At 38.4% G+C, this 24,332-nt stretch carries 10 protein-coding genes (1 of these 10 running past the window's edge); 3 read left to right on the forward strand and 7 right to left on the reverse strand.

Going from position 1 to position 24,332, the window contains the following annotated elements; genetic code table 11:
* The 4 genes from QL898_RS00040 to QL898_RS00055 all read right to left on the reverse strand — a co-directional run.
* Positions 1-12,152: the 5' portion of a tandem-95 repeat protein gene (locus tag QL898_RS00040; RefSeq protein ID WP_290175369.1), read on the reverse strand. The gene continues 25,477 nt to the left of window position 1, outside the view; the window shows 12,152 of its 37,629 coding nt (coding positions 1-12,152); its start codon is at positions 12,150-12,152; its stop codon lies off the left edge, out of view.
* Positions 12,153-12,576: 424 nt separating this feature from the next.
* A complete protein-coding gene (locus QL898_RS00045; RefSeq protein WP_290175370.1) occupies positions 12,577-15,780 on the reverse strand; it encodes a tyrosine-type recombinase/integrase in 3,204 nt (1,067 codons plus the stop codon).
* A complete protein-coding gene (locus QL898_RS00050; RefSeq protein ID WP_290175371.1) occupies positions 15,773-18,196 on the reverse strand; it encodes a hypothetical protein in 2,424 nt (807 codons plus the stop codon). Before QL898_RS00050 ends, QL898_RS00045 begins: the two co-directional genes overlap by 8 nt.
* Positions 18,189-18,740, reverse strand: coding sequence for a hypothetical protein (locus QL898_RS00055; protein ID WP_290175373.1), 552 nt, complete (start codon positions 18,738-18,740; stop codon positions 18,189-18,191). The genes QL898_RS00050 and QL898_RS00055 overlap by 8 nt, the downstream gene beginning before the upstream one ends.
* 576 nt (positions 18,741-19,316) lie before the next feature.
* On the opposite strand from QL898_RS00055, the gene QL898_RS00060 reads away from it, so the two are divergent.
* From QL898_RS00060 to QL898_RS00070, 3 genes are all read left to right on the forward strand, one after another.
* Positions 19,317-20,390 (forward strand): HNH endonuclease domain-containing protein, encoded by a 1,074-nt coding sequence (locus QL898_RS00060; protein ID WP_290175374.1) that lies wholly within the window; start codon positions 19,317-19,319, stop codon positions 20,388-20,390.
* A gap of 23 nt (positions 20,391-20,413) precedes the next feature.
* Positions 20,414-21,034 carry a class I SAM-dependent methyltransferase gene (locus tag QL898_RS00065; RefSeq protein ID WP_290175375.1) on the forward strand — a complete coding sequence of 207 codons (621 nt, stop codon included), beginning with the start codon at positions 20,414-20,416 and terminating at the stop codon, positions 21,032-21,034.
* A 131-nt stretch (positions 21,035-21,165) separates the two neighbouring features.
* Positions 21,166-21,477 (forward strand): DUF1244 domain-containing protein, encoded by a 312-nt coding sequence (locus QL898_RS00070; protein ID WP_201570191.1) that lies wholly within the window; start codon positions 21,166-21,168, stop codon positions 21,475-21,477.
* A gap of 75 nt (positions 21,478-21,552) precedes the next feature.
* On the opposite strand, the gene QL898_RS00075 is transcribed toward QL898_RS00070, so the two are convergent.
* The 3 genes from QL898_RS00075 to QL898_RS00085 form a co-directional block, all read right to left on the reverse strand.
* The gene (locus QL898_RS00075) at positions 21,553-21,996 is read right to left on the reverse strand and encodes an SRPBCC family protein (protein WP_290175376.1); all 444 of its coding nucleotides are present in this window, start codon (positions 21,994-21,996) and stop codon (positions 21,553-21,555) included.
* Positions 21,997-22,077: 81 nt separating this feature from the next.
* Positions 22,078-23,082 carry a 23S rRNA pseudouridine(2604) synthase RluF gene (gene rluF / locus QL898_RS00080; RefSeq protein ID WP_290175378.1) on the reverse strand — a complete coding sequence of 335 codons (1,005 nt, stop codon included), beginning with the start codon at positions 23,080-23,082 and terminating at the stop codon, positions 22,078-22,080.
* A 311-nt stretch (positions 23,083-23,393) separates the two neighbouring features.
* The gene (locus tag QL898_RS00085; RefSeq protein WP_290175379.1) at positions 23,394-24,098 is read right to left on the reverse strand and encodes a hypothetical protein; all 705 of its coding nucleotides are present in this window, start codon (positions 24,096-24,098) and stop codon (positions 23,394-23,396) included.
* Positions 24,099-24,332: the final 234 nt, after the last annotated feature.

The raw sequence follows: 24,332 nt of genomic DNA on the forward strand, positions 1-24,332 counted from the left end.
CGCGTAAAGTCAGGACCAAACTGATAGCTGATACTGTCGCTATAACTTTCACCAACTGCTAACTCACCATGGTGCTCTTTAGTGGCTAAGATAATATCATCACTATCACCTAGTACATCATTGGCAGAATAGATGATACTGTCTGTCCAGCTTAACGTTTTACCACTACCAATACCTTGGTTGGTTACAGTCCAATCCACTTGGATGGTTGCAGGAGCAGCAATAGTCTGCTTTGGCGCTTGTACCGAAGTGACCGCAAGATCAGCATAATCATTTATGGCAATTTGTTGTAACTTTTGCGCGCTATTATTACCCTCACTACCATTTTCGGTGTTACGGTTAGTCGCATCGGTTACAACGATGAAGTACCATGAGCCTTCTAAACTGACAGGAATGTCGTAATTGATACTACTAAGGACTTTATCACCAGCTGCAATCGAGCTGTGAATGGTTTCTTTTAATAAAATATCGTCACGATCAATACTATCGTTTTTTGACAGATAAATACGGTCAACGACATTTTCTGCTATAGCTTCACCTGCATTGACTGTCTCCCAATCTATCTGGATAGGCTCCCCACCTTGAAGTTTACCTATCGTACTAATTTGACCTACAGTCAAGTCTGGTGACACGACACCCATGGTAGTGGTTGCGGTATTGTCATTCTCTTCTGACTCTACAATATAACCAGAATAATCAACTTCTAATCTAACCGTCCAGTCACCATTTACTAGTTGCGGAACTCTAATTGAAGCAGTCTTTGCGGTAGTGCTATTGGGCATCAAAACGATTGCGTCTAGCGGTAATGTGATAGTAGCGGTTTGACTTGGATCATTGGTATTGGTAAATACCATTCTATGGTAAGTGTTGGCATTGATAATATCTGTGCCAGTGTTTGACAAATCAAAGGTAACTTCAATTGGTTGACCAACTTGCACCTTGTTATCAATTGATAAATTATTAACGGTTAAGTTTGGTACTGGCTCTTCACCAACGAATATAGCACCTGTATAGATTGCTATATTATTCCCTGTCTTATTCGGCTCGTAGGTATTACCAGAGGCGTCTGTTTTGATGATAACGTAGTAGTCACCCAGTAAATTTTTGGGCACTTGAATCTTCATAGAGGATTCATAAGTTGCATCAATAGCTAAGGTGCCCGTATGAGATTTGGAGGCAATCTTTATCGCATCTCCATTGAGGACTGCTGTTTTAGAGAGGTAAATGTCATCAACCCAGTAGTTAGCACTGGTTGAAATCGTGCCCTGATTTAGCACACTCCATGATATCTCCAAATCGCGCCCAGCCTTCGCCGCTTCTGGGAGAGAAACAATTGAAGGTATTAAATCTACATACGTTTGTAAGATATCAAAATCTGCAGAATTTTTCTGATTGTTGCTAACAGTCTCGGGCTCTAGCTGACTTTGGTTGACATCTGTTATTACAATAAGGTGATACTGCCCTGCAAGGTTACGAGGTATATCAATTGACTGCTGAACAGTATAGGACTCACCTATTTTTAGTGGCTCAGTTCTGGCTACTTGCGCTAGTACCGTACCATACTGCGCATTACTTCCATTTTTTATCAGAACAACCCGATCCACCCAGCCATTGCCTTGAGTATCTGACTCTCCATTATTTGTAACAGTCCAACTGACTTGGGCAGCATAACCAGACTTGACGGAACTGGGGGTTGTGACGGTAGACACAGATAAATCAGCATATTTTTTCTCAGATACAGACAAGTCTTTGCTTAAGGTATTGTTGTCTTCCCCACTACTATCTGAGTTAACTTCGAATATCAGTCCGTATCCTGACAAATTGGAATCTGCTGTGACTGATAATACAAAGTCACCACTACCTTTGAGTCCTTCAGGTAATTTAAAGCTGTACTGACGTTGTCTACTCTCATTAGGTAGCAAATTTTCGCTATCATCAAAGGACACCGACGTATCTAGTATCTTTTCTCCTACCGACCCATCTGCATTCTTTTTATAAAGTGTTACTCTATCCTGATAGCTAATAGGAACTGGCATATTTCCTTGGTTGGTTTCAGACCAACCCAAGGTCACCGTGTCACCTGCCTGCAACTCATCATTGTCAATGACTAGGTCACCAATCACAATATCTGGCCCTGCCGACACCACAATTTGAGAGGTATTATCTGCTTTATTAACTGATTGGTCGCCTTCTTCTATTTGTAGATAGGCATCTGTCATAACACTAATGGCAAACTGACCGAGACCATCAATACCTGCAGGCCATATGAAGCTCGCTTGACTATTTTGCACCTCACCTGGTGCAATGAGGGCATCGCTAACGACAACATCGACGGTCGCCACCACTTTATTGGTGGTGGTATTGACAATACTTAGTTTTTCTATCCAGTTTCCTAAAGCAGGCACTGTACCGGTATTTCTAGTACCCCAATTCACTGTGATGGTCTGGCCAGACTGCCAACTATCAGCAGGTGTTAATTGAATGTCGGTCACTACTAAATTGGGGTACTCAGCCAATTTCGACTCAAAGGTAACCTTGATGATATTATTTTCTTCATCACTGCCAGTTTCAGCTTGCGTGTTGGTCATATCGGTCTCGACAATGACTTCAAACTGACCTGTGCCTGCTGCGCCCTCTGGCAATCGGATCTTCGTTTGACGTTGTCTAGACTCGGTAGCAAGAATAGATCCTTGCGTAACCTCATCGTAAGTCACTAGCTTTTGCGCAATGATATTACCCGTTGCAATTTCTTTAATGATAATACGCTCGGCGAAGTTACCTAGCGTAGGCTTAGTGCCTTGGTTTGTGGTTGTCCAGCCAATCAGGACATCACTACTAGAAGTGATGTCACTATTTGGTATTGCTGAAGACACTTGCACATTATCTACTACAAGATCCATCTCACGTGATATTGTTTCCAGCTCAATAGGTCTTGGTTGATAAGTATCGTTGACGAACGTAATAAAGCGATAGGGCAAGTCGATATTCTTATTACCATATTGCTCAATGACGACGGTGTAGTCACCATCAACAGTCGCTACAAACTCATTATCACCTAACGTTTGAACTGACTGATGACGGCCATAAGGATCAATCACACTAATGCGTGCGTTGTAGTTATAAGTCCAACCCTCATGATGATAACCATATTGTCGTTCGAGAAGATTCTGGAAGTCCATATAGATGCGCTGCCCAGCTTCAACATTCAGTTTGAACTGCTCAGCACTACCGTCTTTATTGAGGCGACCTTGTACCAGTTGACCTGACTCAAGCGTCTGTGACGGCTCTAGGTGTAGTAGTTTAAATTTATAATCCTGATTAGATTCATAGTCTGTCTTGACAATCAGTTTATAGTCGCCTTTTGCTACAAGATAGCTCTCGCTACTTTCATATACCTGACGATTTGATATAGCATCTTGACCAGTATGAATATCTACCAGTCGCCAATTAACGTTACTATTTGAGTCGATTCCATCAAAATATATACGGCTTGCATCTGTAATGGTTAGCTGGTACTCATGCTGCTGAACAGCGGGGGTTAGCTTGCCCGAAACGATTTGATTAAGTTCAATATGATTGTTGACTGGTGACTGAACTTTATCAATTTGGAAGTCGACCCAGCTTAGATTATTGTAGTAACTGCGACTATCAAATAACAAATAATAACGCCCGTCCGACATAATTGTTGCAGATGTAGAGTCCTCGTATCCGATACCTGATAGGATTTGTTGACCTTGTTCGTTATATAGGGTCCAATCTCCTCTTGCATAGTAATTCGTCGAGTTATTACCTAGCGTATTGAAATAAATCTCGTTCCCTGCTGTTGCGTCAAACACGAAGCTGACTGCTTCATTATTAGGACGTGATGATACGCGATTGGTTTCAGCCAAATTGATAGCGGTAGACTGAGCATCAAGGTTTGTCCATTCAAAGCTTGTAGAAGATTCTGATGATCTTTGCCATAGTGTCAGCTGATAAGAACCTTTAGTCAGATACACAGGAGTGTCGTAACCGGTGATTATTACCTTACCTGTGTCATCAGTAATCAATACTCGCTGATAATCATTGTAAGTTCGCGAATCGTTAGATAAATTATCTAAATACCATAAACCATCACTATCTACATTCAGACTGAAAGTTTTAATTTCATTTTGCTTAATACTACCTTGCCAGTTATTGATTGGCGTTTCATAATCAGCAGTCGTAAAATCAGATACTGGATTGTTTACTTGTACTGAAGCTTGACGTTCAATCGTTAACTTCATAGAACCTGTATAGCTCGATTCTACACTACCATCATCTACAATTTGAGGGTTATAATTACGATTATAATAACCACTAACGCCCAGATAATAGATACCTGTGGTTGTAATTTTATAATTAATACTGTTAGTAGTTGACGTTATCTTATTACCATTTGCATCGAATAAATTTATCCATGGGGTAAAGTTGCTGTCAGTACTTATATATAGCGTTTCACCTGCCGCAGCCATGAAGCGATACATATCTACATCTTTATTAGCTTGTTCACCGTTTCCAATTACAGAAATAACTTGCGCGCTCTGCTGCAGCGTAGTCACTACCTCAGTAGCTGTCAGTAGCGTGTCACCGGTATCCTCTTCTTCACTATTAGCAGATTGACGATTAAACACTAGCTCACTTGTATTTTTGCCATTGAAGCTTGAGCTTGCAGATACTGTTAAGTAATAGATCCCATTAGTCATTGCAAGATGCGTCACACCTTCTTGTGTGGCACTAGCAAGAGTATTACCCTCGTTATCTAATATATCGAACTCAACTTGTGCTGATGCAGCAGCAATAGAGATGACATCATCTGCCGCTAACATAAAACGGTAATACGTCGGGCTTTCTATGCTAGATGATCGTGTTAACTTATAAGGTTGGTTAGATTTTAGTGGTACATCAATGGCAGACTCCAAAGTACTACCTTGAGCAGATAAAATGTCTGAGAGTGTGTTTGTAGCAGCAGTAAAGCTATAGCGATGTTCACCATTAACATTACTAGATATCTTAAGTACGTAATCGCCTTGCTTTAAAAAAGTGATGTCACTATTAATACCGTTAAGACTATTCTTCGTACGTATTTCACTACCGTTTGGATTTAAGAGGTGCAATGTGATGTTGGTATTGGAGGAAGTAATATCTGATAGGTTCAAATAGCCATCTTTAGTCATATGGAATGAATAGCTGTCTTGATCCTGCGAAGTATTGAACGCTCCGTTAGTTAGTGTATCGAGCTGAAGCGCTTTGCTCTGGCGCAGTACGTGATTTTTATTGACCGTAAACGTTACTGGCGTATCAGTAGGTGCATAGAACTTATTAACGATAAGATAAGCGTCGCCTGATATACTTGGGGTAAAGGTTTGCGTCTGATAATCGTAAGCATCAGAGGCTAACATTTTTCCTTGCTCATCAACAATTTTATAACGTAGCTGATTGCTGGAAATACCACCTAAATTCACTTGATATTGTTGCCCAGCTTGTACGTCTAGTTTGTATATAGCCTCACGTTCGTTGGCTGCAATTTCTCCTGTCAAGCTGTCATTATTAATAGTCAGACTCTTTGCTTGATCAGCAACATCAATAATCTCAAACTCATAGTTCGGCGTGGTCATATCTGATGCAGTGACTTCTACAACATACTGGCCAGGTTGCAAGTAATAATGATTGATATATCTGCTATCTAAGTTAATCCAGCTACTTTCGACATCACCATAAGGGCCAAGCAAACGCGCAGAATAACTTCCTGAAAGCGCATTAATAGCAATATTTTTTGCAGTATCTACGTTAATGACATAACGATGTACATCACCACCTTGCTGTATTTTCCCAACGATCTTTTCATTGGTTGATAGCGTCGTCTCAATGGTATCGTATTCACGTACGAAGAGACTGCGATTGCTTAGTCGATCATAACTAGATGAGCTTGCATAAGAGATGACATAGTATTCGGTGGTTTTGGGTAATACTGCTTTAACCGTGTCGCTGCTTGTATTGACCAGAGTGTTGCCATCACTATCTACTACCAATAGTGAATTACTATACCCTAAATCCTCAAAAATGACGGTTTGACCTTGTTTGCCTTGGAATTTCTTAATAATCGGCGTACGGTAGTTGATGTTAGCTGCAGTAGACTTTTGATTGAAAGTCAACTCATCAAGATCGGCAGTGTTGGCGAGCGTAAAACCATAAGCGTAATCCTTATAGTAATCTCTTGTCTTACTAACCTGTATGGTATAGCTACCAGCTTCTAATATGCGAGTAGCATTACTGGAAAAATCGACGATTTGGCCGCGACTATCCAATAGTCTAATATCTGTATAGCTTTGCTGATACTTAGAGAATATATATTGACCCGACTCAGCAAGAGTAAATCTATGGTTAACAACATTTGCAGCAATAAAGTCTTTAGCTTCAAAAGCGGTTCCAATTTCATAAGCTACAGTTGAGATCTCACCTTTGCTGAGAGTAATATCTGTGGCTGTACTATAGCTGTATTCCGTATCTATTTCTAAATAATACTCACCAGTGTGCCTGGCAGTAAACAATATTGATTTCTGTTCAGAATAATAAGGTCGAAAAGTGTTAGTAGAAACAGTGTCGTTATTAAACCGTAAGGTCGTTCTGACATCATCATAGTAGTTAAAACTACCATTGAAAGTGATCTGATAGCGCTCTCCTGCGACCAAGTCCATCTTGATAGTCTTTGGCTCAGAAGCATCGTCAAAAACAATACTCAAAGGTTCTGCATCAGCTTCTGTCAGCTGACCTGCCACAATGGGACTAATCAAGTCAGCAGTGAAAGAAAGGGGTGTTGGTATAGCATAGTCTCTCTCTGCAGAGGCACGTAACTGGTAACGACCTGACTCTAAACGGATAGTCTGCTTGTCATAATCATTAAATGTACGAATATGATTGCCATAGATATCATACAGTTCAATATCTAGTTCTGAGTTTGGTGTAATGACCAAACGGGTGCTATCATTTTCGCTTATTTCAAAACTGTAGTAATATGTCTGATTGTTACCGTTTAAACCAAGGAACTCAGATGATGTTTCTGTGCCTAATACCAAAGGTTGAAGTACACTTCTAGGTTTTTGAGCGATTTCAAAGTTTAGTGATGTTGCTGCATTGGTATTATTACTGTACGCGATATAATATTCACCGCTATAAGGTGCTTTGAGTGAATAATATGCAGCTTGTTGAGCATTGATGCTGGTTACATAGTCACCATGCTTGTTATAAACTATGAATGTACTGTTATAACTTGCGTCCTCAAATAGATGCAGGTAATTGTCCTTCTCACTATCCAATACTACTTTAAGCAGTAAGCTATCTTGCTCTTCTGTTAGATTGGCTGCGAAAGGTACATCTATAGCAAGCTGGCTAGCTGATTGACCATCAATTATCTCGAACACTGCTGGCTCTCCAGCACTATAGCTAAACGCTAGCTTATAGTTACCTGCGGGCAACCATAAGCTTCGATTGAAATCATATAAGTTCCCACTGTATAACTCTTCACCACGCTCTCCTAATAACGTCACACGCTGGTTGTAGCCGCCTTCGTCTATGGTAATCATGACAAAGTCAGCTTGTGACAGAGTAAAGCTATATTCCTTGGTAGGTGCAGTCCATTGGGTTTGCTCGTTGACCACCACCATGGTAGGTTGTACAGCGTGTACAGACGTATCTGATTTTATTTCAAAGGTAGCTTGTGCTGGTGAGGCATTTTCAGTATCAATTTTAATATATAGCTTAGTTGGTAGTCTTTCTAACACAAAGAGATCATCAGCGGCTACTTCATGTAACCACACACGTCCACTTTGATCGTACACAGTAATGTTAAAGCCAGTGTCGTCTTGAGCCTTTAAACTGAAATTTATAGGGAAGTTACTGGTGTTATCATATACGAACCATTGTGCAGCTTGACTTTCAGACAATACAATGTCTTGTGGCTCATTGTCCACAATAGGTGTTGCTAGTGTATCTACTGACACAGCTACAAACTGCAATGTAGCTGCACTTTGGTTATCGATGATTAAAGTGTATTGCCCTTTTTGTAAATACACGGCTTCAGAATATTGCTTATTGTCTTCAAATACAGATTCTACCTCAACAATCTGAGGGAGAATTTGTGGTACTTCATCAGTTGATGTTTCCCATGTTTCTAAATAGATAGGCCCCTCAATAGGTCCTCTAACGGGGCCACTATTAAACATAGGGTAGCTAGATAATACTAAAGACCCATCTTCACTACTACCCTGAAAAAGATCAAACTCAAAACCAGTCTCCGCTAACAAATTAATCTGCCAAAATCCATCATCTTCAATAGTGAAACTCAGCTTACTAAACTGCTCAGCTTGCATATCAATAGAATGTGCATTACTCGTATTTTCGATATCTAGCGTGCCTAGATCATAGCTCTTTTGCGGATAGGCGATGATCTCCAATGTTAAAGCCACAACAGCGTTTGATGAAACGTCTTCGAATGTAGAAGACTCGTTTTGAGAAGGGACTTCATTCAGCTCAGAAGTACTCTCTAAAACCACACCTTCTGGAAATGCCTCAACGAACCCATCACCATCTATATTTTTTTGCAAAGATAAGGTGTATGTACCTGCTTCAGTGAAAAAAACATCACCAAAAGTATTGAATCGGGAATTGTCATATACCAATTGTGCATTTTGATCATATATTTGATAGGTGTAACCATCTGCACCTTCAAGCTCATTGAGTGTGACTACTTGATCTTGAGTAACCTCAAAGTTATATAGCCCTATATTCTGATTATCAGGGATGGTTAGGTTATTAGTTTCACCAACTGCTAAAGCCTCAGCATCTGCCGAACTTAGGAAACGAACGGTGTTTGTGTTTGCCACTTCAGAATAACTATAATAGTCTAGAAGTAATGAATACTCTTGATTGGCAAAGACAAACCTAGGATCAGTCCAACTCTTAAGTTCTTGCGGCAACATACTTGGAGACTCATTCACCCCCCAACCTTCAAACAAGACAAATAAGTTACTATCTGATTCTCTATCTTTACTCACTGAGTCAATGAACAACAAGCCTTGTTGCTCTGGGTTAAATCTAGCAACTACTGGTTGATTGCTTTCTAAAACTAAGTCTTCTGTAAGATCAATCTCGTTTAGGTTTTTTGAATTTTCAGGAAAGAAGTGCTCGATATTTAAGACAGCATTATCCCAATATTTTATACTCTCTTCTGACTTAATGTAAAAATAACCATTAGCGTTACTCAGTCTTATATTTTGCGTACCATCAGTTATCACATTGTCCGGCCACGTCGTTGCCTCACGTGAAACATCCTCGAAATAATATTCGTATACGCCTATTGGCGCGTCTGCAGCTTTAAAAAAATAGTAGTCTTTAGAAACATCAATACTTATAGACTCATCAACAAGGACATCACTAGCAAGGATCTCATTTAAAAATGTTAGGCTAAAACCATCAAGGATTAAGTCATTATCTGAAGGTAATATGCTATCACTTTCAATGCTGCTCACAGCATATACTTCCAACTCATTACCAGGCCTTTGTGAAGGTACTGTATATTCTATTTCGTTTATAACAATACTATATTCACCTGGCACAAGATCTATAATCTTGCCATCGACGCCTGTATAGATAACTTGACCATCTTTAATCAGCATCCATTCCCTATCTAGGCTTGAGCTCATATCTATGACCCAATGAGCCTGACTATCAACTGAGAAATCTATTTTTGCAGAATCACCATAAGAGCTAAAAGTATGAGATATTTGTGTTGGCTCAGATATCTCTAATATGCCAATTGAGACATCATGTATCAGTGGAGGTAATGTAGATATAGGTAACGTTTGTATAGTAAAATCAAAGTCTTGAATGCTACTATTAACATCAAACTCTAGGTAGTAAACTCCTTTTTGTGCCCTATCAGCTAAAACTAATGTATCTGTTGCAAAACTAGATTCATTGTAAATATACTCATCGAATATTTCACCTGTAGGGCCAAAGAGAGTGACTCTAGAGCCATTGTTGTTAAAAAGATTGGTGTCAAGGATGATTGATCCAGCTTCTTTTAACTCAAATTGGTATTTATTCTGGAGATTATTAAAATCTACATCACTGAAGCTAACCGTTTGCTCATTATTAATCTCAATAGGCGTTACTATTGTAGATTCAGCGCTTAGTGTCACCTTGCTCAGAGTCATATCAGCTTTAGTACTGATAATATCGTCCACGTTCACTCGTTCGACGATAAGATATAAAGCACCTTGAGTCTGATTTGAGTGAAAAAATAACTTGCTATATGAGGTATTCTCATTACTAAAATGATTATAATTAATTTGTTTTTCTTGACCAAAAGCATCAACAACGGTGAACCTAAATGACTCAGCAACTGAATCTTGAAGATCAAGACTGAACTGATCATATAGTGTAGAGGAGATGGAATATGACTTGCTTTCTCCTTGTTCAATACTACTTATGTCTATAGTATCATCTGGTTTTAAGGTGGTAGTTACTGATTTTTCCAAGGTTTGGACGAAAACTTTAGCATTTACCGTATTATTTGACATGCTAGGGTTATCAACTGTTAACTGATAAGTGTCTGGCTTCAGGTAATATAGTTGGCTAAATTTATTACTAAAATCCTCAAAATTTATACTTTCGAACACAGTCCCAGCTATCACCCCTTTCAAGCTAAATCTTAGCTCACTACTGCCTTCTGTTGCGTAAGTAGTAAGCGCAACAGGATTTTCTACTATGAAGCGGTATTTAAGCTGCTCTCCTGCCTTGGTAAGTTCTAGGTTTAAATTGAAGCCTTCTCCAGTAAAAATACCTAAGTCACTGATGGTGGACTTTTTCTGAGAAATATTGATTTCTTGATTTGTAGTTATTTCTGACTTGCTATCAATCCATACATAATAGTCACCCTCTATTAAATCAATATCAGCTGAAGTACCTGTGAGTTCTCCTTTAGATACTAAATGATAGTTACGATCCAAAATAAGATAGCGATAATCTATGATATTTGAAGTCTCAGTATCAACACTCACTACTAACTTCTCACTTTCATTCGCTGTAAAAGTAACTACTTGAGCCTTGAATGATTCTTCAGGTGTATACGATACAGTGAGAGGAATGGCTTGTCCTGCGGTCAAAACATCCAGTGCTCTGATATTGAAATCTATGGCACCAGAAAACCTATCTTTATTTGTTATTTTTAGCTTGTAGCGCCCTTCATCTAGCATGTCAAAATATTGCGTGGAAGAACTTAATACTTGTGTATTATCAATAGTATCAATGATTGTCCAGTCAACGCTATTTTCGTCAAATGTGTTTAAGAAATCTATACCAACTAACTGCTTAGAATTCACAGAAAAATCGTATTCATGTACTGAGCCTGGAATAACAGTTAGGCGGTTTTTTTCATTAACTTTTATGGAAGAAACATCTTCAGTATGCTGATGAAGTGTAAAATTATATGTTGCACTTTCTATAGAAGTTCTGCTTTCAACTGATAACCAATAATTGCCATTTCTTACGACTGCTATGCCTGAAACATCATTAATCAATGAAGACCCTGAAACAATTTTATTGCCTTGATCATCAAATAAAGACCATATCCCTTGATCCAGTTCAGTATTTGATTGGAAATACAAACTATCGCCTTTCGTGACAGGAATACGATATAGCTGTGCTTGAGTAGAAGATGTCAGCTCTCCCGAAATAGGTACGTTTGTTTCTAATAATAGAGCAGATTCTTCACCAAGGATTCTAAATTTATAGTCAGAAACTTGACTGCTATTTGCATCAACAGTCAACTCGTACTTGCCAACACTCAGTTCTGCAAACTTATCTTTGTTAGTGTTTATGTCTTTAGATGTAAAAGAATGGTTATTATCTAAGTTATTTAGGGACCAGTTAACATTGTCGCCTGAACTTCCATCAAATAGGAAACGACTTGTCTCAGTTATTACTAGTTCATATACGTCTCTCTCCCCTGGCTGTTCAATACTTCCTTCAATCTCATGAATACCAGGCATTAAATCCGCCGATAAAAGTATCTTAGGTTCTAATTGTTCAATCTGCCAAAGGTTTGTTTTATAGTTGTTTGAATGAGAAGACATATAATCGACCTATATTTATAATTGTTACAGTAATGTATGATATTAGAAACTTAATGTAAGACTATACTTTAATTCAAAGAACTTTTGTACAACAAGACCAGTTTTTCCACAAAATTTGTTGACTTAGGCGGTCAAAATGTAGAGTTACTAAGGTCAACTCTATGTGCATAATGTCAGCATCTGGAGATTAATCTTAAACTGAAGAATAATGTGATAAGTAGGATCTTTAGATAAGACTTCTAATAACACAAGGAAAAAGCACAAAAGGTATCAACCCTTTGTGCTTATATATCTCTAAAAAACTCATTTAACAATATTAATTTATAGCACTAAATGACTGAGCTGTGTTCGAGAAACTGTAGAACCAAACTTAGGTAATTTCAATAAATTATATTGATTGAGTTATATTAAACTAAATCTACCTTTAACTTGACTCAATCAGTATTACTAACATCTCTCCCAAAAACTTCAATACTCCAGAAGATTCGTAAGCTTTTGAATTAGCAGATGAGTTTTTCATTTTTCTCACAACCCTAACTTCAAACCTTACACAGTTTTGGTTGCTCTCTACCCTAATTGCACTATCTAGTTTATACTTTTTCTTAAAGTCCCTAACCTCTTTTATACTACTAGAAGTCAGTTGCCAATGTTGAGGGGCAATAATTTCACAGCCTATCTTCAAAAATTCAGCCAATAGTTCATGTTGAGATTTTTTAGTACCAAACTGTAAGTAAGATCTAGAGGTGATATGCTTTTGCTTATAGATAGTGACAAACTGGCGCAACTTATCAGGGTTATGTACTGACATCTGATATGCTTTATCTAATGCTGTTGTAATAATCGCTTGAGCAGTTTGACCTTTGACTTGGGTAACGAGTTTGTCGTTATTATTTAAGCTACTCGCATTTTGATAAAATTTTTGCGCATTGAGTAGGTAAATACCGTGTTTTATCGCTATATGCTCCAATTCTTTTTCACGTAGCTCAGGTTTAAGGTTATCTACCTCTCTTATAAAGCTAATGACAGCATCATACCTGGCATCAATAAAAATAGAACGATCTACCCACTCATCTTTAGTATTCTGCTGGATAAGCGGTTGATTTACATCGAGTCCTGAAAATAAAGGCGTGTGGTGTGCTTTTAGCTTTTTTGCAAAGTAAGGCCTTAATTTCTTCAACGCTACCGTTTTAGCAGATCTGTCATAGGCCGTTTTATCGTGATAATTGACTGTCTGGTAATCTATACCACTTATATTATGTAGTACGGTAAAAGGTATTTCAATTTTAGCGTTGCTCAGCTGCGACCCTGCTAATAGATGTACGGTATGGATGTAATGTTCAAAGGTTGTGTCACAAGTCAGATGACCTACGAAGCTCGCTAACCCAAACCAAGCACCTTGATTTTGATGATAACCTGCAAGACTGTCAGCAATTTTTTGACACTCCTCGATAGTATAGTCAGTCATCACCTGTGCTAATGCCGAACCATTGATAGCTAGCGTTAACTGGCTGATTGCCGTATGCCTGAAGCTATGAAAAGTATAATTGTGGTTGTCTTGCCCAAGCGCTCCATCCCATAGCACTCTCATCAAATTGCTAAAAAAATACGTTGGTAATGGCTGCTTACTCACGCCTTGTGAGAACAAATAGGACGCCCCCATTCTTTCTTGCTGAGCAATAAATGACGTAACTATTCTTAGCTCATCTTTCTTTAAAAGTGCCGCCAATAACACTCTTCTTTTAGCACTACTACTTTTTAGACGTAGATAAGGGTTTGGCGTCAGCAAAACACTAATATCCGAGTTACCTTTTACGTTCTTGAGTTTTATACCTGCAATCTCATTAATACGCATGCCAGTACGATACGCTAGAATCAATATCGTCTGGCATAACAGCTTTTGACTCTTGTTTAATTCAGATGTTTGTATCGTGTCATGCATGGTCTTATACACCCGAGGGGATACCATACTCGCTTTGACGACCTGCTTGTTTTCTCCCCATGCAAAAACCACGTCAGGAGCATCGAAATACTGCATCTGATATCGATGAAAAGCGCGTAATCGCCCATAGGTATAAGCTTGAGTATTTTTGAACTCATCTAGGCTAGTGGATTGTTTGCCTTCATCTTTTGAGTCGATATTTTGGTCTAGCGCTTGCTCTAAATCAGATATTGGTTCTTCTAAATCGTCACCTCCACTATTCTTGACATCGTCATCATCAAGTTCAATATCATCTCGATCATCGATCGGGTCTTTCTGCAAAACATCTTTCCTACGAGCATCTTTGACTTTACTTAAGATAATTTGCTCATATATTTCTTCATAATCATTGGTACCCCATTCCTCTAATTCTTCATCCATCGTCAACATAAGCCATTCACGTCCAATACAACCAACGTATTTACTGACTGAGTTCAGATTGGTTTGATTGCTTTCTAATAGAGACAGTACCCAACCGAGCAGACGTACGGCATTAGGCTGAGAAAAGTCATTTCTTAGGTGGTTAATTTTTTCTTTGGCAGATACCCGAGTTCCTTTTAAACATTCCTGAATGATCTGAATGACATTTTTACTAAAAGCAGGATAGCTATTACTAGATTTAGGACTATCATTCGATGATATGCTTTGAACAAACAGCTGTTGCCAACTAATAGCGGATTGAGTGTATTGAATGTCTTCTTGATTATAAGTGAGTAACTGCTCTGTAGGCAGTGACGTGCTTTTAAGCTGTCCTTGCATGACCAAACTATCAGCCCCACCGATAGCGCTACCAGGCCATTGGCGCCAGTGAAAATTAGCGTATTTGATAAGATGCGATAAATGGATTTTTTTTGGATCTCGGCAAGTAAGTTCAAACGTATTGTTCAATCCTTTGATAATCGTCTCAAACTGCTGTATTTTACGCTTATTTATATCAGTATCACCTAAAGCGTATAGAAACATAAGACTTAGGTCATCAGGAACATAAGATACATAGCGAGTTAATGCATCATCGTTGCCATCAACTCTGCAACCATATTTGTCATCTCTGATCTCTAAAGGGATCACGAGCAAAATTTTATTAGCATTTAACTTCTGATGAGGTTCAGACTGTTTTTTTATATTCACAAGATATAGTTTTCGCTCGCTAAACAGCCATTGATATAGCGCTCTTAATGCATCGATATCATTTAAACCACCGAACATGATACTACTATACAAAAAATAAGAGACATAATCATTAGCACTGAACTTAAGCTTACGTTGCCAAGTTAGTTGCATGGCTTTCCACGTCTCTGAAACTTTTGAGCCTTCAACAAACCACTCATAGCTAATGGTGAGTTTATCTCGTTCAGCCACAATAGGAACAACAGGTTCATCTAGCCAGCAATTGTTATCTTTGTTATAAGTCCTGACGGCTTGTAAGAAGCCTATTCTTGCACAGCGGTATTGATTGAATGTTTTGAAAGTGTTTGATAACTCATTATCGATATCAAAATAATGCTCTTTCATATCAGATTCATTAAAGGGCTGATGTTTATATAAATATTTAATGACGATTTCTTCAGCTTTACTGATTAATACCTTTTTTTGCTGCTGTAAGTTAGCAGCTCTTTGCTCATGCGACGATAACTCTGATGACTTAGCCATGGTGCTTGATCTCCACTTGCTTAAGATCAAGCTTTTGTGCCACACGATCTAACTGAGGCAATAGCTCTGTTCTATATTGATTGATTGATAATGAGGACATAGGATGAAATATCTCTTGGTCAGCATGTTCATGACCCAATAGAGCGCAAACGTACACCTCATCTACTTCATTGGTCAGCATGGAACGTAACTGATGTCGCAGCCAATTATCTTGATGAGGAAGAGCATCGCCCACTGCACTTCTGATGCGTTTTGGCGTGATAGCTGTAAATTTTTTTGGGTTAAAACTAAATACCTGTAAGAAAGGTATTTTTGATTGCAAAATCTTATCAATATCAAGCGTATGTTCTGGGTATAAAGGATTGTGCTCACTGGCAAAATTTTTGATATAGCTGATGTAATTTTTTAGCGCCGTTTTTAAGAAACTACTCATAGGGATAAGGCGACCATAATCTTTGCCTTGCCGTATGGATTTATCTGAAACCCAATAGATATCATGACTAAAATTGAATTGATTTAGAAATCCAGGTGCGTCATTGACAGGCCTTATACCAGTTTGAATCTGAATGATGTGCCAGAGCCATAAACTATAAGCGTTAAATTGTTTGATATATTCATCTTCACGATCGTTTGCGCCATGATTTAATTGTTGCTTATCGCCATGCACTTGTCCTGCAAGCAGTGCGAAAAAATGACCACATATCTTATCAGTCAGTGCCATTTCACTACCAATGTAGGTTTTATTAATATTACTAGTGACAATTGGCATGTTCACAAAATAAGGATATTTATGAGCTTGCCATAATTTATAATTTTCTGGATTTAGCAAATGTGAGATTTTTTTAGCTTTATTGGTTCTATAGCAGTTAATAGCCCTCAAGCTTTCAAAACATCGATTGCTCAGTATTTTAATTGCAGCTTGATAGGTACTAATTAAATAAGATGTTTCTATGCTGGTATAGTACAGCGGTGATGAATGCTCCACCTCGACGCCTGTAATGATGTCTGAGTGCAATGGTTCGCTGATATGATGAGTAATAATAAATGCTAGCGCTGATTCGACGTGCTGATTTGATAATAAAGATAACGATAGAGATTCTTTAAGCGTTTTTAAGAGTTGATTGACTTCGGTTGGTTCTACTTCAAATTTATACTGTAATACAACGTCTAAAGGTGCTGGCAGCGGTAAACTAAAATGATGACTATGACTTTTGGTAACTGGCTTTACTTTATCGCGCCGATTGACAGTGACATTAATACTATTTCGAATCACTGTGACACCACCCTCTTCTTCCACCAAAAACTGTCTTTGGCTTTTGTTAGTGGCTACCTCCTTGATCACGGTCTGAATTGACCTACCGGTTATCATTGATAGTAACAAGATAGCAGCGACCCGATTAACACGCTGCTCTTGATCAGATATCATGTCCCATAGTTCTCCAAAAACCGACTGATAATCAGATACCGTTAATAATCTGGTATTACTGGGAAACATAAATCGATTACGTTTACTGTGTAGGTAACTGGTTTTGACTTGATACTGCTGTAGTTGCGATGATTTAGCTGTTTTCTTAGTGGGGTTAAACTTATTGTCTAACAGCGCTGGTGGATCATCATCAGCTAGGTTTTCTGATTTAACAACATTGTTGCCTGAGTATTCCTCAGGGAAACGCATTCGTCGAGTTTCTTCATCCGTAAGAAGTACATCTTGGTCTTCTTTTACTTTCTTTATGGTTACAGACTGTCCATTTCCCCTACGTTGCCTTTCGATATAACTCTTATCTTTAATAATAACTTCATAAGCAAGTCTTATCTCACCTATCTTCTTAGCTAGATTGTGAGTTTTAACTAAACCTGTCTCCTCCCTATGCCGCATATCTTGTTCATACGATTCAATATCGGCGAAGTTTTCATAGACATTAGCAGATGAGGTATGTATTTTTATCAGCTCATCAATAATCGCCGTCTGAGATGAGTTCTTTTTTAGCGCCATTCTTATTCGAACGCCAAGCTTGTTAATTTTATTAAAGTGTTTATCCTGGCGTTTTACTATTAGTAATATAAGTTGCAAATACTTACTTAGAAAAAGCCAAGATTGATCAGTAAATGGTTTTTGCCTATAGTAGTCAGTAAACGTAGCTAACATATAAGGAACAGACCAAGTATCAGTATTTCTATGAGAATTTACTGCCTCTATAATAGTATTGCATTCGTCGTCAGTTAGCTCCCGCAAACTCGAATCGGTACTGTGATCATGAGTTGTCATCAAGTAATTTGGAGACAGGTTTATCAACTCAAAAATAAGTCTGTGCACTTGAGTTGACAATGGTGAATCATGCGGCGCAATCTGTCTGATCAAAGCATGAGCCTCTTCGGCCTCCATAGTGCTAACAGGCCATCTCTTTACTTCATCCATTGGTCCAGTCCATGTTCTGTGGTAAATCGAACGCTTGTTTCTCTTGCTTCAAAGACCTTTGTGCGTATGAATACTGGTCGATATTGATGCCGGCGAAGTTACAATAATCTTCATTAAATAAACTATCACACCCCATTAGCTCTTTCAGCGTTGTTTGAGCACAATGCTTCTGAAGATGCTGCCATAAAGAGACATGGTCAACACCACGATAGAAGCATAGTCTCAATACGTCTGCCCAGGCCATCTTAGTAATTTGCTCATCATTACCCGTAATGATTATAAATGGCTGACTTACATCAAACTCGTGATAAAGAATATTCGCCATGCGCTCAAAATTATCAAAATATAGATAACCTTGCTTATCGCAAAAAATAATTCTTGTCGGAGGCTTATAGTACTTATTGATATTAGTAAGATGAATATGTGAGGTTTTAGGACGAAACTTCAGCCAAGTTTTATAGGCTAGTGCCGCTCTGGGATGCACAGTCAACGTAGTATAACTAGGAGTGAAAAAATGATTACGAGCTACAGGTTTTTCTGTCATTGAACACATCTGCTCTCTAGAAAAATTAACCGTCCTAGAAATAATATTGATAGGGTAGGAGTAGTTCTAGCGTATCTTAAAAATAATTAGGTGTCAATATGCGTATTTTTACGGTGACTAAAATATAAATAAATTACTACTAACTGTACTAATATGCTAAAATACAATGACAATATATATAAAAAAAATCATTTAATATCATATAGTTATAATTAAAAACTAGTTTTATAAAATAGTTCTACGTCCTTGCCAAGGTTGGGGTCGAGAGTTCGAATCTCTTTTCCCGCTCCAAATATGGCTTGAAAAAGCACTAAAATCCTCACTTCTTGAATAAGAAGTGAGGATTTTTTTTGTCCAATTTTCAGGGGCTACAGCGTTTCTGTATCTTATTACCCAATCAAATCATTAAGTTAATCTAACCAGATAAAAGTCTCAAAATCAGCACCGTGACCAAAACGTGACCATTTCGAACTAACCCTCTAAAGTGGAAATATCATTTCAATTGTCAAAGTTATAGTACTATTAGAGTTGACTATCACTACAGTCCATTCTAATTAACGACAGATTGAGCCATTCATGAACTTCATAGACGTTGAGCCCACGCTAGAAAATTACTGGCGAGCTATTATTCTGTTTGGTAGAAACACTGCTTCTTATAAATTCGCGCTTGCCAAAACTCTAATCGATGTCAGCTTAGAGAGAGATTCTGACTTGATTTCGCTCGAAGATTTAGCGCTGCCCTACGCCTTTCATCTATGTGAACATCTAAAACATAGCCCTAAACAAAGCACTTTTAATAGTAGTAAGTTTATCAATGCTTGCATTCAATTCAACCATCAACAGATTAGCGAAGATGAACTCATTCATGTCACGAATAAAGAAGGATTTAAATACGTTTTGGACGCATTTCATGTAGTCAATACTAAAGCAGTGCAAGAACGTTTTTATGATGTAATTGATGAAGAGTTTTTTGTTGACGAGCGTAAACACAATAAAGGAATACGTCTAACAGATAACTTATTCAAATTATTTCATGTGTTTGATAATTCGGCTAAAAATCTGAATTTAGAGACAGAGTCACGTTGGAACTTGGTAGAAAAAGCGTGGGAGCTCAATATTAATAAAGGTTTAATTTCGGTTGAATTTGACCAAGATACCAAACAATTATTTACTAAAGATATTAAACATTGCCGCATTGATATTACCAGTTCAAGAGGTGCATTAAACGGGTATCAAAAGAGCAGATGCTTTTACTGCTTTACAGAAATCAGTGTTGCTTCTAATGACGTGATGCTAGCAGACGTTGACCACTTCTTTCCGCATACTTTAAAAGCCCAAGTAGCAACCGCTGGTTGCTGTCGGCCAGTTAATGTCGATGGGGTTTGGAACTTAGTACTTGCTTGCTCTAATTGCAACCGTGGTATAGATGGTAAAGCTGCTAAAGTACCTAATATTGAGTTATTGAAAAGACTGCATACACGCAACGAATATTTGATTGGCAGTCACCACCCATTACGCGAAACCTTAATCAATCAAACGGGTAGAAATGAGAAGACACGTCAGCAGTTTTTGCAGAAGTCCTTCAACTTTTCAAAAGAACATTTGATTCATGTCTGGCAACCTAGACAACAAGGCAATAGTCTCTTCTAATAATGATCAACGATATATAGCCCATGATAAATCAATCAAACACCCTAACCTTTTATAATAGCAATGCAAACTCATTTATTGAGCAAACCATTAGTGTAGATATGCATCAGCTATATCAACCCTTTATAGATAACCTACCTGTTAGACCAGTACACCAGCAACACATACTAGATTTGGGCTGCGGCTCTGGTCGTGACAGTATGTACTTTGCCAAATTAGGCTTCAATGTTACTGCTATTGATGGCAGCCGAGAGCTGATTGAGCGGGCAAAAATCCATCACAATGATATGATTGATTGGCAGTGCGTAACTTTCGAGCAAATTCCATTTCAAAATTGGTATAAACGATTTACGAGTATTTGGGCATGCGCTTCGCTACTTCATGTACCTTCTAAAGAGCTTCCTGAATTAGTAGATAATTTGCTTACTACGCTGACAGATAAAGGTAGTTTTTACGCATCTTTCAAGTATGGCAATAGTGAGTACGTTGATAATGGACGTTTTTTCTGCGATATGAATGAAGAATGCTGGGAAACCTTAAAGCAAAAAATCAATCATAAGTTCAAAGAAGAAACTTGGCTTACGATTGATCAAAGAACGAATAGAAATAAAGCATGGTTTAATATTATGATTAAAAAGGTTTAAACAAATGAGCCGAAGCTATGATGAGTTTCGATGTGCACGTTTTTAATATAGAACGACATAGGTTGCGCAATATTTATATCGTTAGTATCATTTCAGTTTTGAAATGACTCAATTACAATTAGGAAAATATCATGGCAAAATTAGAATCAAACATTGAGCTAGAAGCAGCGGCATTTCGTCGCTTACTAGCTCATTTAGACGAACGTAAAGATGTACAAAATGTTGAGCTAATGAACCTTGCCGACTTTTGTCGTAACTGTTTATCCAAATGGTATAAAGCGGCTGGTGAAGAGCGTGGTATTGAAATCGAATACGAGGATGCGCGCGAGCTTGTTTATGGTATGCCTTATGCCGAGTGGAAAGAGAAATATCAACAAAAAGCAACGCCAGAGCAGTTGGCACGTTTTAACGAGATTGAAGCTGCTAAGAATAAAACGGATTAAAACTGACAGTGATGGCTCAAATAAAATAAGCCACCACTAGAGAGTGATATCAGAAAACCCAACATTGCCGCTAGATTAGCGGCTTTCTATGGATTTGAGTATGCTACTAAACCCTATGGTTCCTTGTTTCTGCATTTGACGGTCTAATAGGCGACCGACTAATGGCAATGGTATTGTCAATCGACCCTCAGATACCCAAGTCACGTGTGTGGTGCCATCGCCCAAGTCTTTTAAGTCAATGATGCCTTTATTATGTTGCATTTTGATAGGTTTAGACTTTTCGATTTGGTATTGCATATGAGTAGGACGCTCAAACGCTGTAATCCGCTCCCAGAACTTAACGGGTCCCGTTTGAATGCTACGTAAAGCCCCGACGCCATTGCGCTCCTCGTCACCTTCATTCACCAACTTAGCCACTCCCACCGCTTTAAATGAGCCATAACTGGCATGGTCACTCAGTGCTTCAAATACCTCATCAATCGGTTTTTTGACAATGCGCTCTACTTTTATTTTAAACATAATATGATCTCATTAAGACTAAAGTTATTTAGCTTACGGCTATTTCAGCAATAAATATAGCCGTCACATTGTGAAAAATTATTACCGTGAAGAGCCTCGTCCTTTTGAAGGACGCCTGCCATTGGTAGCAGGTTTGCCACTGCCTCCGGGCTTACCATTACTGCCTGACGGCCTACCACGACCAGTAGGACGTCCATCCCTACCTTTAGAACCTGCTGGTTTTCTAGCATCATCTTTGGCGTATTTGTTACGCCCCTTTGCTGCCCCTGCCGATTTTGTAGATGGTTTTGACTTTGATGAAGCATCAGCACGAGGTTTTTTTCGTGGCGTATTGCGAGATTTCTTGTTTGAGTGATTGTCTTGTGAAGAAGAGTCTTCTACAGATTTAAGTAACACAGACAACTCTTTTGGAGTTAAGTCTCGCCAGTCACCAACGGGAAGACCTTTGAGACTTACATTCATAATCCGCGTACGTTCAAGCTTGACGACTTCGTAGCCAAAGTGCTCACACATACGACGAATTTGACGGTTCAAACCTTGTACGAGCGTGATGTTAAAGACATTAGGCGCCACTTTAGTCACTGGGCATTTTTTGGTCATCTTGCCGAGCATCGGCACACCGCCCGCCAAACCTTCGATAACACTATCCGTTAGCGGCTTATTCACTGTAACTAGATACTCTTTCTCATGATTATTACCAGCACGTAGTACCTTATTGACCAAATCACCGTTATTAGTCAAAAAGATCAAACCTTGAGAATCTTTGTCCAAACGGCCAATCGGAAAAATACGCAAACTATGTCGCACAAAATCGACAATATTATTTTTCTCAGAGCTTTCCGTGGTGCTCACAATACCCACTGGCTTGTTCAACGCAATAAAAATAAAATCATCAGGCTCTCTTGGCTCAATAAGCTGCCCATTAACTTTTACTGCATCTCCAGCGACCACCTGATCACCAACCGACGCACGTTTGCTATTGATGTATACATTACCTTGTTCAATAAAGCGGTCAGCGTCTCGCCTAGAGCAAATACCACTTTCGCTGATGTATTTATTTAAACGAGTCGAGGAAGCGTTGAACATAAAGCACCGTTTTACCTGATAAGAAGCATTTTTGCTAAGAAAAAAGCCTGAATTGAATGGATAAACAATAACGAAATAGCTCACATTATATAGGAAATCGACTGAACCTTTGAGGAGAGATGGGTGAAAACCTATAAATGTATAGCGTCATATAATTTTGGATGATGTCGAAAGAACTTATTTATGAGGTTGTGAATTTAAAAAGCCTCACCATTCATCATACGAGCAGTGAGGCTTTTTTCTAGTTGTTCAGCTATATAATTTTTCAAATCTGTTCTTTTGCTGATTACTCTACTAACTTATCTTCCACACTACTCAGCATCATCTAACAGTTTGTTAAGCTCGTCCACCATTGGATCGTCAATGATGCTACCTTCTACATAGCTGATTATCTCATCCACAGTCGTCAGATCCATTTCACGAATACCTAAACTGGCTAGTTGCGCATTAATCGATTCTAAGCTGTCGTTATCTTCAGCGTCATCTAATAAATTCTCTTCAAATCTACCTCTGACAAACCAATACATCTTTTCTAATACGGTTTCTTTTTTGGTCAGAGTAGAATAACCATCGCCATAGATGAATAGGTTGAAATGATAAGGTATTTCTACATCGTTGATGAAAAATGTACGTTGGCACTCTAATGTATAGGCTTGAATCTCTTCACTCTCAGCGCTTTCATCACTTTTGTTGTTGTCATCATACTCAATCGCCTCTTCTATCAATTCACCTAATATCTGATAGTCGCCGACTTTAATTTTGTGATTATAAATGATAGCAGAGTCTGCGATTGCATCGAAAATAATGGCGCTGACATCTAAGGTATGATTATCGATATCATAAAATGCTTTTAACGCTGGCAAAAACTCGGTCAGCTCTTCTTCTGGCACTTGAATGAGAAACTGTTGCTCGTATATTTTAATCATATCTTCAGGAGCATAAGTATTAGCAGTATTAGTCTCGTTTCTACCTGTTGGCTGCAAAGGTAAAAAATTATACGGGTTATGTTTGGTCATTCAGAACTGCCTTTTTGCTTAAGTTAAATTTATTAAATGTCTGTTGCTCAATCTCTAAGAGCTTTTGAACGCGCTACTATGCTTCAGTACCGTAAAACTTTAGGATTTATGGGCGTATTGTCTCTTATTCAGGCAATTTTAGATAGACAGTTATAAATATACAAGTTCAATCACTCTGGTTTAGACAGGCAGTCAGAATAATACAGACTAAAAAGACGATTCTAGCCAGCAGCA

The sequence above is a fragment of the Psychrobacter sp. APC 3279 genome (genome assembly GCF_030407795.1).
Classification (GTDB): Bacteria; Pseudomonadota; Gammaproteobacteria; order Pseudomonadales; family Moraxellaceae; genus Psychrobacter.